The sequence below is a fragment of the Streptomyces sp. 6-11-2 genome (assembly GCF_006540305.1).
Taxonomy (GTDB): Bacteria; Actinomycetota; Actinomycetes; order Streptomycetales; family Streptomycetaceae; genus Streptomyces.
In genome coordinates this window covers 2,489,118-2,503,618 of record NZ_BJOR01000001.1, presented here as the reverse complement: position 1 = coordinate 2,503,618, position 14,501 = coordinate 2,489,118, and the positions used below count along the sequence as shown (strand labels likewise).

At 71.1% G+C, this 14,501-nt stretch carries 12 protein-coding genes; 2 read left to right on the top strand and 10 right to left on the bottom strand.

Features of this window, described 5'->3' with window-relative positions:
- Positions 1–25 precede the first annotated feature (25 nt).
- On the bottom strand, positions 26–559 hold the full coding sequence (locus TNCT6_RS10500; RefSeq protein ID WP_141358872.1) for an alkyl hydroperoxide reductase: 534 nt from the start codon (positions 557–559) through the stop codon (positions 26–28).
- 4 nt (positions 560–563) lie between these two features.
- Positions 564–1,118, bottom strand: a complete 555-nt coding sequence (locus TNCT6_RS10495) for a peroxiredoxin (RefSeq protein WP_141366301.1) — start codon at positions 1,116–1,118, stop codon at positions 564–566.
- Positions 1,119–1,251: 133 nt separating this feature from the next.
- Between TNCT6_RS10495 and TNCT6_RS10490 the strand changes: the two genes are divergently transcribed.
- Entirely contained in the window at positions 1,252–2,232 is a 981-nt protein-coding gene (locus TNCT6_RS10490) for a hydrogen peroxide-inducible genes activator (protein ID WP_141358870.1), read from the top strand.
- Positions 2,233–2,262: 30 nt separating this feature from the next.
- Here the strand turns inward: TNCT6_RS10490 and TNCT6_RS10485 are convergent, their stop codons facing one another.
- From TNCT6_RS10485 to TNCT6_RS10465, 5 genes are all read right to left on the bottom strand, one after another.
- Positions 2,263–4,605, bottom strand: coding sequence for an ABC transporter permease (locus tag TNCT6_RS10485; protein ID WP_141358868.1), 2,343 nt, complete (start codon positions 4,603–4,605; stop codon positions 2,263–2,265).
- The gene (locus tag TNCT6_RS10480) at positions 4,602–5,291 is read right to left on the bottom strand and encodes an ABC transporter ATP-binding protein (protein WP_141358866.1); all 690 of its coding nucleotides are present in this window, start codon (positions 5,289–5,291) and stop codon (positions 4,602–4,604) included. Before TNCT6_RS10480 ends, TNCT6_RS10485 begins: the two co-directional genes overlap by 4 nt.
- Positions 5,288–5,812, bottom strand: coding sequence for a PadR family transcriptional regulator (locus tag TNCT6_RS10475; protein WP_141358864.1), 525 nt, complete (start codon positions 5,810–5,812; stop codon positions 5,288–5,290). Before TNCT6_RS10475 ends, TNCT6_RS10480 begins: the two co-directional genes overlap by 4 nt.
- 105 nt (positions 5,813–5,917) lie before the next feature.
- Entirely contained in the window at positions 5,918–6,181 is a 264-nt protein-coding gene (locus TNCT6_RS10470) for a hypothetical protein (RefSeq protein WP_172632861.1), read from the bottom strand.
- Positions 6,178–7,071: an SPFH domain-containing protein gene (locus TNCT6_RS10465; RefSeq protein WP_253266399.1), complete on the bottom strand. Its 894-nt coding sequence runs from the start codon at positions 7,069–7,071 to the stop codon at positions 6,178–6,180. The genes TNCT6_RS10470 and TNCT6_RS10465 overlap by 4 nt, the downstream gene beginning before the upstream one ends.
- 342 nt (positions 7,072–7,413) lie before the next feature.
- On the opposite strand from TNCT6_RS10465, the gene TNCT6_RS10460 reads away from it, so the two are divergent.
- Complete coding sequence (locus TNCT6_RS10460) at positions 7,414–9,759, top strand: transglycosylase domain-containing protein (protein ID WP_141358858.1); 2,346 nt, start codon at positions 7,414–7,416, stop codon at positions 9,757–9,759.
- Positions 9,760–9,833: 74 nt separating this feature from the next.
- Here TNCT6_RS10460 and TNCT6_RS10455 read toward each other — a convergent pair whose 3' ends face one another.
- From TNCT6_RS10455 to TNCT6_RS10445, 3 genes are all read right to left on the bottom strand, one after another.
- Positions 9,834–12,002 (bottom strand): SpoIIE family protein phosphatase, encoded by a 2,169-nt coding sequence (locus tag TNCT6_RS10455; RefSeq protein ID WP_172632860.1) that lies wholly within the window; start codon positions 12,000–12,002, stop codon positions 9,834–9,836.
- Positions 12,003–12,287: 285 nt separating this feature from the next.
- Entirely contained in the window at positions 12,288–12,980 is a 693-nt protein-coding gene (locus tag TNCT6_RS10450; protein ID WP_141358854.1) for a DUF402 domain-containing protein, read from the bottom strand.
- Between the two features lie 72 nt (positions 12,981–13,052).
- Positions 13,053–14,438 carry an aspartate ammonia-lyase gene (locus tag TNCT6_RS10445; protein ID WP_141358852.1) on the bottom strand — a complete coding sequence of 462 codons (1,386 nt, stop codon included), beginning with the start codon at positions 14,436–14,438 and terminating at the stop codon, positions 13,053–13,055.
- Positions 14,439–14,501: the final 63 nt, after the last annotated feature.

Genomic DNA, 14,501 nt, shown 5'->3' with positions numbered 1-14,501 from the left:
ACGGGGTTCGGCCGTGCGGTGCGCGTTACTCCGCGAGGGCCGCTTCCGCGTCGAGGGTCGTCGCGACGGCCTGGACCACCGCGGCGATCTTGAACGCTTCCTGGATGACCTCGCGGTCCACGCCGGCCTTGCGCAGGACCTGCTCGTGGGAGTCGAGGCACATGCCGCAGCCGTTGATTGCGGAGACGGCGAAGGACCACAGCTCGAAGTCGATCTTGTCGACGCCGGGGTTGCCGATGACGTTCATCCGCAGGCCGGCCCGCAGGGTGCCGTACTCCTGGTCGGACAGGAGGTGGCGGGTGCGGTAGAAGACGTTGTTCATCGCCATGACGGCCGCCGCGGCCTTCGCCGCGGTGTACGCCTCCGGCGACAGGTTCGCCTTCGCCTCCGGCTCCAGCTCACGCAGGACGATCGGCGAGCGCGAGGCGATCGCCGTGGCCAGCACCGTGCCCCACAGCTGCTGCGCGGGGAGGTCGCTGTTGCCGATGACCGAGCCCAGGTTGAGCTTGAGGTCCTTGGCGTAGTCCGGGACGGCGGACTTCAGGGAGTCCAGGGACATGGGGTCACTCACCCGCCAGCAGGGCGACCGGGTCGAGGGTCTCGTCGCCCTTGGTCCAGTTGCAGGGGCACAGCTCGTCCGTCTGGAGGGCGTCCAGGACCCGCAGGACCTCCTTGGGGTTACGGCCGACCGAGCCCGCCGTCACCATGGAGAACTGGATCTCGTTGTTCTGGTCCACGATGAAGACCGCGCGCTTGGCGAAGCCGTCCTCGCCCTCGATGCCGAGGTCGCGCATCAGCTCGTGCTTGGAGTCCGCCATCATCGGGAACGGCAGGTCACGCAGGTCGTCGTGGTCCTTGCGCCAGGCGTGGTGGACGAACTCCGAGTCGCCGGAGAAGCCGAGGACCTGGGCGTCGCGGTCGGCGAACTCGTCGTTCAGCTTGCCGAAGGCGGCGATCTCGGTCGGGCACACGAAGGTGAAGTCCTTGGGCCAGGCGAAGACGACCTTCCACTTGCCCTCGTAGGTCTTGTGGTCGATCGTCTCGAACTCCTTGCCCTTCTCCAGCGAGACGCAGGCGGTCAGTTCGAACGCGGGGAACTTGTCACCGACAGTGAGCACGTGCTCTCCTTGCAGCGAGGAAACACCGGTCGCGCTGGTGTTTCCCATGGGTTGGACGATGCCGATGGTGGCACACGGTGCATTGATTACAGAAATAGCTACACTCGGTCGGGTTGATCGGAGGTGGTTATCAGTGACCGTCGGTAATCTCGGAAAGCGCAGGCAGCCTAGCCTGTCCCAGTTGCGCGCCTTCGCCGCGGTCGCGGAGCATCTGCACTTCCGGGACGCCGCCGCGGCGATCGGCATGAGCCAGCCGGCCCTCTCCGGTGCCGTCTCCTCGCTGGAGGAGGCACTCGGTGTCACGCTGCTGGAGCGTACGACGCGCAAGGTGCTGCTCTCGCCCGCCGGCGAGCGGCTCGCCGTCCGGGCCAAGGCCGTGCTCGGGGAGGTCGGCGCCCTGCTGGAGGAGGCCGAGGCCGTCCGGGCGCCCTTCACCGGCGTACTGCGGCTCGGGGTCATCCCCACCGTCGCGCCCTATCTGCTGCCCACCGTGCTGCGGCTCGTCCACGACCGCTACCCCGACCTCGACCTCCAGGTCCACGAGGAGCAGACCGCCAACCTGCTCGACGGGCTCGCCGGCGGGCGGCTCGACCTGCTGCTCCTCGCCGTCCCCCTCGGCGTGCCCGGCGTCGTCGAACTCCCCCTGTTCGACGAGGACTTCGTCCTGGTGACCCCGCTCGACCACCGGCTCGGCGGCCGGGAGGGCATCCCGCGCGAGGCACTGAAGGAACTCAATCTGCTGCTGCTCGACGAGGGCCACTGCCTGCGCGACCAGGCGCTCGACATCTGCCGCGAGGCCGGGCGCGAGAACGCCCCGGTGACGACGACCGCCGCGGGGCTGTCCACCCTCGTCCAGCTCGTCGCCGGCGGCCTCGGCTGCACCCTGCTGCCCCGTACCGCCCTCAGGGTCGAGACCTCCCGCAACAACCAGCTCCTCACCGGCTACTTCGCCGACCCCGCCCCCTCCCGCCGTATCGCCCTGGCCATGCGCACCGGCGCGGCCCGCGCCGCCGAGTACCGGGAACTGGCCGCCGCCCTGCGTACGGACCTGCGGCCCCTGCCGGTGCGGGTGCTGGACGGCGCCGGCCGGGACCGAGTTTCCGGGTGCGACTGAGCCCCGGGTGCGGGGGCTCAGTCCCGGGGGTCACTCCGTGCGCAGGCCGTCCGGGCGCATCAGGCGCAGCAGCGGCGGAAGGCTGAGCAGGGTGACCGTGAGGACGACTCCCGCGCCGATGCCGGTCATCGCCAGCACACTCGGCCAGTGCACGGCCACCGTGGTGTTCGTCATCTTCAGCAGCACCGCTCCCAGCGTCATCCCGACCGCCGCGGCCAGCAGCAGGCCGAGCATGACCGGGATCGCCGTCTGCCACAGCACCGACAGGCTCAGCGTGCGCCGCCGGGTGCCGAACGCGACCAGCGCCGACAGCAGCTTCTTCCGCTCCCGCAACTGCTCCAGCTGCGACACCAGCAGGCTCGCCCCGATCAGCAGCAGCACACAGGTCGCGCCGACGAACAGGCCGGTGCGGATGGAGGCGAACTTCTTCGACTCCTCGGCGGCGACCCACACGTGTGCGCCCGTCATCGGGTCGACCGCCGCCGCCGTGTTGCGCACGTACTCGTGCACGTTCGGGACCGACTGGTCGATCGACAGGTAGATCTGTCCCCAGACCGTCGTGTCCGTCCCCGGGGGCGCCGCGGCCGGTGTCATCAGCAGGCCGCTGCGCCTTTCTCCCATGGGGTCCTCGATCGACCGGGCGGGCTTCACGGTGGCCGGGACGGTCCACGGAACATCGTCCTGCTCCATGCCCGAGGACAGGTCGAAGTACAGCTCGCGGCCGGGCTTGACCAGCTTCACCGTGTCGGCATCGAACTGGCTGCCGCTGAGGGCGAAGACGTCCCCGTCGTGGCAGGAGGACATGCGCGCCACTTCGCGCAGGGAGGCGCAGTCGCCGATCGTCACCGTGGCCGAGACACGAGATTCCTCCTCCTCCTCGCTCTTCCAGGACTTGTCACCGACCGATGCCTGGGACAGCACCGTGGCCTTCCGTACGCCCTTCGTGGCCGAGAACTTCTCGGCGGCCCCGGTGAGCGAGATGCCCCGCGGCGCGCTCACCTCCATCTGGGCCCGGTAGAGGTTCTTTCCGGAGTCCTTGGTGTAGTCGCCCTGGATTCCGGCGAAGAGCATCTGGAGCGCGATCGCCCCGGCCACCGCGACCGCGATGCCGCTGACCAGCCGTGCCGCCGTACCGCTGCTCAACTGGAGCCGCCGTACGGCCAGTTGCCAGGCCACTCCACCGCCGCCGAGCCGGCCGACGACCGTCTCCACGGTCCACGGCAGCAGCGCGGTCACCCCGATCAGCAGCAGGGTCACGCCGCCGATCACCAGGTACTGGTTGAAGTCGCCGTTGCCGCGGCCCTGGCCGAGCATCGGGTAGAGCATCCCCAGGCCCACGACGGGAAGCAGCAGCCGCCACCACAGCCGGCGCCGCGCGGGCTTCGCCGTGCGCACCACGCCCAGCGGCTCGATGACCACTCCGCGCAGCGCCAGCAGGGTGACCAGCACCGCCGCGGCAGGCACCGCGACCGCGACCAGCGCGGCCAGCCAGGGGGAGGGATTGAGGTAGCTGGGGAAGACGCTGATGCCGACGACCTCGACGGACCCGGCGGCCTGACGGCCGATCAGGAAGAAGACCGTACCGAAGACCAGCCCGAGCAACGCGCCCGCCATCGCCTCGCCGGCCGCGATGCGACGGGTCATCCGGCTGTCGGAGCCGACCAGCCGGAGCGCGGCGAGCCTGCGGTCGCGCTGCTCGCCCCCGAACCGTACCGCCGCGGCGATGAACACGGCGACCGGCATCAGCAGTGCCACGAAGACGACCATCACGAGCAGCAGCAGCACCGGGTCCGAGCGCTCCGTGCGCTGCGGGCTGCCGAACTCGGTGATCCGGGCCACCTGCCAGCCGTTGATGCGCGGCGCCAGATTCTCCACGCCCGCGTAGTAGGCCAGTTCGCGGGAGCCGATGAGTCCGCTCTCGGCGATCGTGCCGACCACGCGGTACGGCAGCCGCTCCCGCAGCAGCCTTCCGGAGCCGGAGTCGAGCAGTTCCCTGAGCGCGGGCGAGACCACCATCTCGCCCGGCTTCGGGTACGCGGCCACCCCCGGGGGAAGCGGCGCCCGCGGCCCCTCGGGCTCCACCAGCCGTCCGCGTACCTCCTTGTCGTGGTACGTCGTGTCGATGTCCGCGATCACCAGGGTGTCGTCGGCCCTCGGCGGGGGGTTCTGGATGTAGGTGTAGTCCTCGCGGGCCTCGCTCCGCTCGTGCCGTACCGACAGCGCGCTCGGTATCGCGGTCGTGAGCAGCAGCAGTGCCACGCCGAGCCCGACGCCGACCGCCGTGAGCACGACCCGGAGCCATCCCTCGCGTCCCCCCGTGAACGCGAACCTTGCCCCCATGCTCAGGTCGCGGGCCCACTGACGCACGCTCATACGACGCGCTCCATGTCCCGGGACTTGCCGTCCCGCACGACGATCTCGCGGTCGGAGTACGCGGCGACCCGTGCCTCGTGGGTGACGAGGACGACCGCCGCGTTGGACGACCGGGCGGCCTCCGTGAGCAGTTCCATCACGCGCTCGCCGTTGAGCGAGTCCAGTGCGCCGGTCGGCTCGTCGGCGAACAGCACGCGCGGGTCGGTGACCAGCGCCCGGGCCACCGCGACGCGCTGGCCCTGGCCGCCGGAGACCTCGCCGGGGCGCTTCTTGCGCAGGTCGTCGACCTCCAGCCGGCGCATCCACTCCAGCGCCGCCCGCTCGGCCTCCTTGCGGGAGGTGCCGTTCAGCCGGAGCGGCAGGGCCACGTTCTCCACGCAGGTCAGCTCGGGCACCAGCTGGCCGAACTGGAAGACGAAGCCGAACTCCGAGCGCCTGAGCGCACTGCGCTGGGCGTCGGTCATGGTCGACAGCTCACGGCCGTCGTAGGTGATCGACCCCGAGTCGGGGGTGACGATCCCGGCGAGGCAGTGCAGCAGGGTGGACTTGCCGGAGCCGGAGGGCCCCATCACGGCGACGACCTCGCCGGCGTGGATGGAGAATCCGGCGCCGTCCAGGGCGGTGGTCGGACCGTAGGCCTTGCGCAGGTTCTCGGCGGTCAGCAGGGAGCCGGGGGGAGGAGTCACCGGGCCACCGCCTCACGGAGCTTGTCGAGGCGGGCCGCGGTCAGCTCCAGCCAGCGCAGATCGGCCTCGAGGTGGAACAGGGCGTGGTCGCAGATGAGCTGGTCGGCGAGATCCCCCTTGCGCTTGCGTTCGGTCAGGATCCGCATGCTGCGCAGGTGCTCGGCGCGCTGGGTGTCGAGGACGTCGGCGGCGTCGCGATGGGTGAGCAGCGCCAGGACGACCTTGGTGTAGAGCGTCGACTGAAGGTACAGTTCCGGCTTCTCCGGCGTGGCGAGCCACCGCTCCACGTCGGTGACGCCGGCCTGGGTGATCGCGTACCGCTTGCGCTCGGGGCCGTCACCCGCCTCGATTCCGTCGACCTCGACGAGCCCGTTCTTCAGCAGTCGGGACATCGTCGAGTAGACCTGGCCGTAGTGCAGCGGCCGGTCGTGACCGAACTTTTCGTCGAAGGCCCGCTTCAGGTCGTAACCGTGACGCGGGCCGGACTCAAGGAGCCCCAGGAGGGTGTGACCGATGGACATGCCGACGACTCTACACAGTGTGTATACGCGGCATGTATACGCCGCGTGTCGACGTGGTGGCGGAAGGGGCGACTGCGCAGGTGGGGGGCGATTGTCACGGTTCTGCTACGGGGTCTGAGGTCCCTCGGGCGGTCGCGGGGCGCGCGGAGGGCGGCCCCGGCGCGGGAGGGGGCCGGCCTCGCCCGGCAGGCGGCCCGTCTCCGCGAGGGCGCGGCGCAGGAGGAACTCGATCTGCGCGTTGGCCGAGCGGAGCTCGTCCGAGGCCCAGCGGGCGAGCGCGTCGTACACCGACGGGTCCAGCCGCAGCAGCACCTGCTTGCGCTGCCGCGGCCGGCGGCCGGGGGAGGACCCTTCCTCGGTGGCGGTCACTGGTAGAGCGTCCCGGTGTTCAGCACGGGCTGCGGTGCCCGGTCCCCGCACAGCACCACCATCAGGTTCGAGACCATCGCCGCCTTCCGTTCCTCGTCCAGTTCCACGATCCCCTGCTCGGAGATCCGGGCGAGCGCCGCCTCGACCATGCCGACCGCGCCGTCCACGATCTCCCGGCGGGCCGCGACGACCGCGCCGGCCTGTTGCCGCTGGAGCATCGCCGAGGCGATTTCGGGGGCGTAGGCCAGATGCGTGAAGCGGGACTCGACGATCTGCACCCCGGCCGCCTCCACACGCGCGTGCAGTTCGGCGGCGAGCTTCTCGGTGATCTCCTCGGCGTTGCCGCGCAGCGACAGCCCGTTCTCGTCGTGGGCGTCGTAGGGGTACTCGATCGCGATGTGCCGTACGGCCGCCTCGGTCTGGGTGGAGACGAACTCCAGGAAGTCGTCCACCTCGAAGGTGGCCTGCGCGGTGTCCCGCACCTTCCACACCACGACCGCGGCGAGTTCGATGGGGTTGCCGTAGGCGTCGTTGACCTTGAGCACGGCGGTCTCGTGGTTGCGAACGCGGGTGGAGATCTTCGTCCGGGAGGTGAAGGGGTTCACCCAGCGCAGCCCGTCCTCGCGGATCGTGCCCCGGTAGCGGCCGAAGAGCTGGACCACCCGGGCCTCGCCCGGCGCGACCGTGTTCAGTCCGTACATCCCGAGCAGCGCGCCGGTGCCGACCACGAGGGCGACGACGATCAGCGCGGCCTTCGCGCCGGTGGCCGAGGCGTTCACCCCGCCCGCGAACAGGGCCGCGGCGACCAGCAGTCCGAGGAGGCCGAGGAGCAGGGCGAGTCCGCCCGCGATGCTGTGCGCCGGGAACTCCCGCACGCGCGGCTCCGGCATCGCGGGCAGCTCGGTCGGCTCGGTGACGGGTGCGGGGTCCTGTGCGAGGTCGTGCGTGGCGTCGCGCGGTGGCTGTGCGGGCATGGCGGGTCCCCCTGGTCGTCGTGGGCCCGTGGCATCTCGGACCACGGTTTCTGTCTATCTAAGTGATATCACTTTAGCGTCGGATGGCAACCCTTGGTGCCCCTGGAACGTCGGTTCCACTGGGGCGGGTGCTGATTGTCACGTCCGTAATGGGACGTATCAGGGCGCCTTTGTCACAGACGGCGGTGTTAGCTTTCTGAGCTGACCCGGACCACGCACCTGAGTGACAGGCGAGACGGAAGCGGAGCGTACGGACCCATGGGACGAGCGGAAGAGAGACGAGCGCGGCAGCACGGGGGCCGCCGCGCGGCGCCCCAGGGCTCGTCCGGGACACCGGCGGCCGGCATAGGACCCGCGGGCGGCGGCAGGGCCGCGGCCCGCCGGGCGGCGAAGCCGAAGGGGAAGAGCGGCATGGGCCGCCTGTTCACCTGGAAGAAGATGCTCGGCACCTTCTTCGGCGTCTGCCTGCTGGGCATGGGCGCCTTCATCGTGCTGTACCTGGTCGTGGACATACCCGAGGGCAACGCCGACGCGCAGCGCCAGAGCAACATCTACAAGTACAGCGACGGCACGATCCTGGCGCGTACCGGCGAGGTCAACCGCGAGATGGTGGACCTGTCGAAGGTGCCCAAGGCCGTCCAGCACTGCTTCGTCGCGGCCGAGAACAAGAGCTTCTACACCGACAACGGCGTCGACCTGAAGGGCACCGCCCGCGGTCTGCTCAACACGGTGAGCGGCAAGGGCGCGCAGGGCGGCTCGACGATCACCCAGCAGTACGTCAAGAACTTCTACCTCAACCAGGACCAGACCGTCACGCGCAAGCTGAAGGAACTGGTCATCTCGCTGAAGGTGGACCAGAGGATGTCGAAGGACGACATCCTCGCCGGCTACATCAACACCAGCTACTACGGCCGGGGCGCCTACGGCATCCAGGCCGCCGCGCAGGCCTACTACCGCGTCGACGCCAAGGACCTCAGCGTCGAGCAGGGCGCGTACCTGGCGGCCCTGATGCAGGCTCCGAGCCAATACGACTGGGCCGTCGCGAGCGACACCGGCAAGCGGCTCGCGCAGCAGCGCTGGAACTACGTGCTGGACAACATGGTCAAGCAGCGCTGGCTGGACGCCGGCAAGCGGCAGGCCATGAAGTTCCCCGTCCCCAAGGAACCCCGGCCCGCTCCCGGACGGGAGGGCCAGAAGGGCTACCTGATCGCCCTCGCCAACCAGCAGCTCGAAGAGCAGCTGATGAAGGATCAGGACCTGACCCAGGGCCAGGCGGAGCAGGCGGTCGAAGGCCAGGGCTGGACCATCACCCTGAACATCGACAAGAAGAAGCAGTCCGCGCTGGAAGAGGCGGTCACGTCGCAGCTCACCGGCAAGCTGGACGCGAAGAAGCGGACGGTGGACGGGCACGTCCAGGCCGGTGCCGTCTCCGTCGACCCGGAGTCCGGGCACATCGTCGCCCTGTACGGCGGCGTGGACTACTTGAAGCACTACCTCAGCAACGCGACCCGGAGGGACTACCAGCCGGCCTCCACCTTCAAGCCGGTCATCCTGGCCGCGGCGCTGGAGGAGGACTCCAGGACCCAGGACGGCCGGCCGATCGCGGCGAACACCGTCTACGACGGCACCAGCGGCCGTCAGGTCCTGGACCACGGCACCAAGGTCGGCTTCGGACCGCCCAACGAGGACGACCAGAACTACGGCGACATCACGGTCCAGAGGGCCATGAACCAGTCCGTCAACTCCGTCTTCGCGCAGATGGGCGTCGACGTGGGCATGGACAGGGTGATGGAGGTCGCCGGCAAGCTCGGCATGAACACCAAGGGCATGCAGGCCGTACCGGCCCAGACGCTGGGCTCCATGGGCGCCAGCCCGCTGGAGATGGCGGGGATGTACGCCACCCTCGACAACCACGGCAAGAAGGTCACCCCGACCATCGTGAAGTCGGCCGAGCAGAAGAGCCGTTCGGTCAAGATGGCCGACCCGATAGGCGAGCAGGTCATCAGCCGCGAGGCCGCCGACACGGTCACCTCCGTGCTGACCGGCGTGGTCGACGACGGTACGGCCAAAAGGTCGGTGCGGGACAATCCGCAGCGCAACGGCCAGCAGGTGGCGGGCAAGACGGGCACGTCCGACGAGAACAAGTCCGCCTGGTTCACCGGCTACACGCCGGGCCTGGTCACCTCCGTCGGCCTGTTCGGCGAGAACCCGAAGACCCACGCGCACACCACGCTGAGCGGTGCCACCGGCCTCATCCCGGGCAGCGGCCGTATCAACGGCGGTGGCTACCCCGCGCAGATCTGGGCCGACTACACCTTCCACGCGATGGGCGAGGTCCGCAAGTTCGACCTGGAAGCCAAGCAGGGTGCCGCCGTGGAGCCGTCCACGTCCCCGACGGTCACCGAGTCGCCGAGCGAGACTCCGTCCGAGACGCCCACCACCACCGCGCCGTCGGTGTCCGAGTCGCCCAGCGAGACGCCCAGCCAGACGCCGTCGCAGACACCGAGCCAGACGCCGTCGCAGTCGCCGAGCGACACGTCGTCGAGCAGAGAGCCGACGGACGGCCTCAGCGACAACCCGCTCCTGCCCAACGATCAGCAGTGAGCGACGCGCGGTGAGCAGCGCGAAGGGGCGCCCGGTCGGACCGGGCGCCCCTTCGCGTGTCCGCTGGTTCCGGCTCAGCCCTGGTTCAGCTCGAACCAGACCACCTTGCCGGTGCTCAGCCGGGTCGCGCCCCAGCGTCTGGCCATCCGGTTGACCAGGTACAGTCCGCGTCCGCCCTCGTCCGTGGCGCGGGCCTGCCGCAGACGCGGCAACTGCGGGACGTCGTCGCCGACCTCGCAGCGCAGCACATCGGTGCGCAGCAGGCGCAGGGTGACCGGGCGGGAGGCGTAGCGCACGGCGTTGGTGACGACCTCGCTGATCAGCAGCTCCACGGAGTCGGTGAGTTCCTCCAGGCCCCAGCGGGCCAGCGCCCGTCGGGCCAGGCGGCGGGCCTGGCCGGGGGCGGAGTCCTCCGGGTCCAGGGTCCAGTACGCCACGTCGCTCGGCGCGATGCCGTCGAAACGGGCGGCGAGGAGCGCGATGTCGTCATCCCGGTCACCCGGGCCGAGCATGTCGAGCACCTCGTCGCACAGCGCCTCCAGCGGCGGCGGATGGTCGGGGCCGGTGAGCTGCGCGGTCGCCGAGAGCTTCTCGCGCAGCTGCTCTATGCCCGTCCACACGTCCCGCAGCCGTGACTCGACCAGGCCGTCGGTGTAGAGCAGCAGGGTCGCGCCCGCCGGGGCGTCCAGCTCGACCGCCTCGAAGTCGACACCGCCGACGCCGATCGGCGCGCCCGGCGGCACCCGCAGCACCTCCGAGCGGCCGCCCAGGTGCAGCAGGACCGGCGGCGGGTGGCCGGCGTTGGCGATGGTGATGCGGTGCGCGACCGGGTCGTAGACCGCGTACAGGCAGGTCGCCATGCGGTCGGAGCCCAGGCGCTGCGCCTGCTCGTCGAGGTGGTGCAGCACCTCCTGCGGCGGCAGGTCGAGCCCGGCCAGGGTCTGCGCGGTGGTGCGCAGCTGGCCCATGATCGCGGCCGAGGTCATGGAGTGGCCCATGACGTCGCCGACGACGAGGGCGACCCGGCTGCCGGGCAGTGGGATCGCGTCGTACCAGTCCCCGCCGACCCGCGCGGTCTCCGCGGCGGGCAGATAGCGGGAGGCCAGCCGTACGCCGGTGGGGCGGGGCAGCGTCTCCGGCAGCATGGTGCGCTGCAACTCGTCGGCGATGTACGCCTCACGGCCGTACAGCACCGCTTTGTCGATGCCGAGGGCGCTGTGCGTGGCGAGCTGCGCGGCGACGAGCAGGTCGTCGGGCTGGAACGCGTGGCGCTCCGGGCGACGCAGGAACAGCGCGGCACCGATGACCCGGCGCCGGCCGCGCAGCGGGGCGAGAATGGTGCGCTGCCCGTCGGGCACGACCAACTCGGAGTCCTCGCCGAGGAGTTCCGTCAGCGCGGCATGGGCCGACGCGGTGTCCGTGAACACCGGACGTACGCCGCGCAGCACCTCGCCCAGCGCGGAGCCGGGCCGTACCTCGCACAGCTCGTTGGTCACCGCCGACAGCTCGGCCGGCTGCTCCGGCACCGGCGCCGGCATGAACCCCAGCTCGGTGTCGCGCTCCGCCGGTATCCGGTCGGTGCGCCGCAGCCGCAGGACGAGCGGGCCGGCGGGCCGCTCGTCGCCCACCGGCAGCGGCTCGCGCAGATACACGAGGATGGCGTCGGAGAAGGTCGGCACGGTGGCCCGGCACAGCCCCAGGACGATCTCGTCGAGGTCCATGCCACGGGCGATGCGCCGGGTGGCCGCCCCCACGAACCGCAGCCGGTCCCCGTCCCGACGCATGGGCAGCGTCCGCCCGGGCGGCAGTCCCTGCCCGGTACGGCGCTCCTGGCCGTCGGGAGGCACACCGCGCCCGGCCCGCCGCTCCCGGCCGCCGGGCCCGCCCGCCGCGGGGGGCGCCTCGGCGTTCGCCTGCCCGGAGTCGGTGCCGTCGGGGGTCCCGTCCTCGCCGGTCCTGCCCCCGGTGACCCTGGCCGCTGCGTCCGGCTGGGCGGGGATGCCCTCCGGCGCGGGGCGCGGACGGTGTGCGTCGGGCTCGGCGGACGCCGACTGGGAATGCTCGGACCCGGCCGCGCCGACCGGACGCGGCACGTCGTCGGCCGGGCCGGACTGAAGAGGTAACGCCGCGGCCCCCGGGGCGGTGGGGGTACGCAGAAGCGCCCCACCGGCGTCCGCGGGGTCGGCGCCCGGCTGGGGGCGTTCGAAGGAGGTCGGCTGCTCCGTCACGCGTGTCGAATCCATCCGTCCGGGGCTGCGCGCCGGGCGCGCAGTTCGTCCCGCCGAAGACCCGATACCCGGAATACTTGCCCCAGGAACGGATTTCCGGCGTGGTCAGAGGCTGTTGCTGTGCCGCCGGCGAACCGACCGCGGTCCGCACGGGTGTTGCCCTCGTACCCCTCGCTCACGTCCTGCCGCCCCTCGGTGACGTTCGATCAGACCCGGTTTGTGCTCCGGGAGTTGGTACCGGTCCTACGCCTGTTGCGGAGGACGATCCTACGTTTCCCGCCCGGGGGCGCATCAAGGGTCTCATGAGGCCACGCGCGTGGGGGAGCGGTCCCAGTCGTCCGGCAGTGACGGTACCTCCCAGGCCGGGTCCGGGCGCCACTGCTGCCATGACTCGCAGAACGGCGGCCGCCAGGCGCGGATCGTCTCCACCGCATCCCGGCCCGCGGCCAGGACCCGCTCGGCGAGCTCGGCGTCCACCAGCCCGTCCCGCTGCGCCTGCGCGAACTCGTCCTCGTCCCGCCAGTGCCAACTGCGGTCCGGATGAACGGAGATGTCCAGGAAGTGATCTTCGGAGTCGACCCCGCCCGCCCAGCGGGCCAGCGGTTCCTCCAGGTTGACGTACCAGTTCTTGAACCGCCAGCCGGGCTCCCAGAACAGCCACACCGACCAGGGCTCGCCGGGCCGGGCCAGCTTCAGCACGCCCGTGCCGAACCAGCGGTCGCGCTGCACGGTGCGCGGCTTGGTGTAACGCGACGCGAGCGGTTCCAGGTGCACGGGTGTGCCGTCGGCGAGCACGGGTCTGACGCACTCGGTGCCGGGTGCCATCCACACGGCGAGCAGCCCCGGGTCGTCCTGGACGACGGTCACGGGCCGCACAATGTGGAAGCGCGCGCCGCCGTTCTCCCGGTACCGCCACAGGATCCGGCTGCCGGGGGTCCAGGGCGCCGCCGCACCGCCCGTCGTCGCGCGTGCGCTCGCTCCGTCGTGTGCCATGGACGAATATTAGGTGCCCGGGGCATCCGCCGCCGTGCGGGACGTCAGGGTTCACGCCCCGGCGGCACCAGGTTACGGACGTGTCATCCGCAGGACGTCCAGCGCCCGGTCGAGTTGCTCCGTCGTGAGCAGACCGCGCTCGACGTAGCCGCCCTCCACGACGACCTGACGGATCGTCTTCTGCTCGGCCAGCGCCTTCTTGGCGACCTTCGCCGCCTCCTCGTACCCCAGGTACCTGTTGAGCGGGGTGACCACGGACGGCGAGGACTCGGCGTACTCGCGGGCCCGTTCGCGGTGGGCGACGATCCCGTCCACGGTCCGGTCGGCGAGCAGCCGGGAGACGTTGGCGAGCAGCCGGACCGACTCCAGCACGTTCTTGGCGATGACCGGGAGCATGACGTTGAGCTCGAAGTTGCCGGCGGCGCCGGCGGTGGCGACGGTGGCGTCGTTGCCGACGACCTGGGCGCAGACCATGAGCACCGCCTCGGGGACGACCGGGTTGACCTTGCCGGGCATGATCGAGGAGCCGGGCTGGAGGTCGGGCAGGGAGATCTCGGCGAGCCCGGTCCTGGGCCCGGAGGCCATCCACCGCAGATCGTTGGCGATCTTCGTCAGCCCCACGGCGATGGTCCGCAGCTGGCCGCTGGTCTCGACGATGCCGTCCCTGGCCCCCTGCGCCTCGAAGTGGTCGCGGGCCTCGGTGAGCGGCAGCCCGGTGGCGCGGGCGACCTCCTCGATCACGGCGGCGGAGAAGCCGGGCGGGGTGTTGATGCCGGTGCCGACGGCGGTCCCGCCGAGGGGCAGCTCGGCCAGCCGGGGCAGGGAGGCGTTCAGGCGCTCGACGCCGTACCGCACCTGGGCCGCGTACCCGGCGAACTCCTGACCGAGGGTCACGGGTGTGGCGTCCATCAGGTGCGTCCGCCCGGACTTCACGACGTCGGCGAACTCCTCGGCCTTGCGGGTGAGCGCGTTCGCGAGGTGGTCCAGGGCGGGGATCAGGTCGCGGGTGACGGCGGCGGTGGCGGCGATGTGGATCGACGACGGGAAGACGTCGTTGGAGGACTGCGAGGCGTTGACGTGGTCGTTGGGGTGCACGTCCCGGCCCAGCCGTTCACCGGCGAGGGTGGCGATGACCTCGTTGGTGTTCATGTTGGACGAGGTCCCGGACCCGGTCTGGAACACGTCGACCGGGAAGTGCTCGTCCCACTTTCCCTCGGCCACCTCGGCCGCCGCGTCCTGGATCGCCCCGGCGACGTCCTCGTCCAGCACCCCGAGCCGTGCGTTCACCTTGGCCGCGGCGCCCTTGATCCGCGCCAGCGCCTCGATGTGCGCGCGCTCGAGCCGCTGCCCGGAGACGGGGAAGTTCTCCACCGCCCGCTGCGTCTGCGCACGCCACTTGGCGTGCACGGGGACCTGGACCTCGCCCATGGAGTCGTGCTCGATGCGGTATTCGCTCATACCGCGTACAGCGCGGGCGGCGGTGCGGATGTTCCGGCGGTGGGCCGGACGGGGCGCAGCCCC

What these genes read in the sequence shown, in the direction of transcription:
- TNCT6_RS10465 (WP_253266399.1), bottom strand. Translation starts at nt 7,071, where the DNA reads ATGCCGGAGCCGCGCGTGCGGGAGTTCCCGGCGCACAGCATCGCGGGC.
- TNCT6_RS10485 (WP_141358868.1), bottom strand. Translation starts at nt 4,605, where the DNA reads ATGAGCGTGCGTCAGTGGGCCCGCGACCTGAGCATGGGGGCAAGGTTC.
- TNCT6_RS10475 (WP_141358864.1), bottom strand. Translation starts at nt 5,812, where the DNA reads ATGTCCATCGGTCACACCCTCCTGGGGCTCCTTGAGTCCGGCCCGCGT.
- TNCT6_RS10450 (WP_141358854.1), bottom strand. Translation starts at nt 12,980, where the DNA reads ATGGCACACGACGGAGCGAGCGCACGCGCGACGACGGGCGGTGCGGCG.
- TNCT6_RS10460 (WP_141358858.1), top strand. Translation starts at nt 7,414, where the DNA reads ATGGGACGAGCGGAAGAGAGACGAGCGCGGCAGCACGGGGGCCGCCGC.
- TNCT6_RS10445 (WP_141358852.1), bottom strand. Translation starts at nt 14,438, where the DNA reads ATGAGCGAATACCGCATCGAGCACGACTCCATGGGCGAGGTCCAGGTC.
- TNCT6_RS10455 (WP_172632860.1), bottom strand. Translation starts at nt 12,002, where the DNA reads ATGGATTCGACACGCGTGACGGAGCAGCCGACCTCCTTCGAACGCCCC.
- TNCT6_RS10500 (WP_141358872.1), bottom strand. Translation starts at nt 559, where the DNA reads ATGTCCCTGGACTCCCTGAAGTCCGCCGTCCCGGACTACGCCAAGGAC.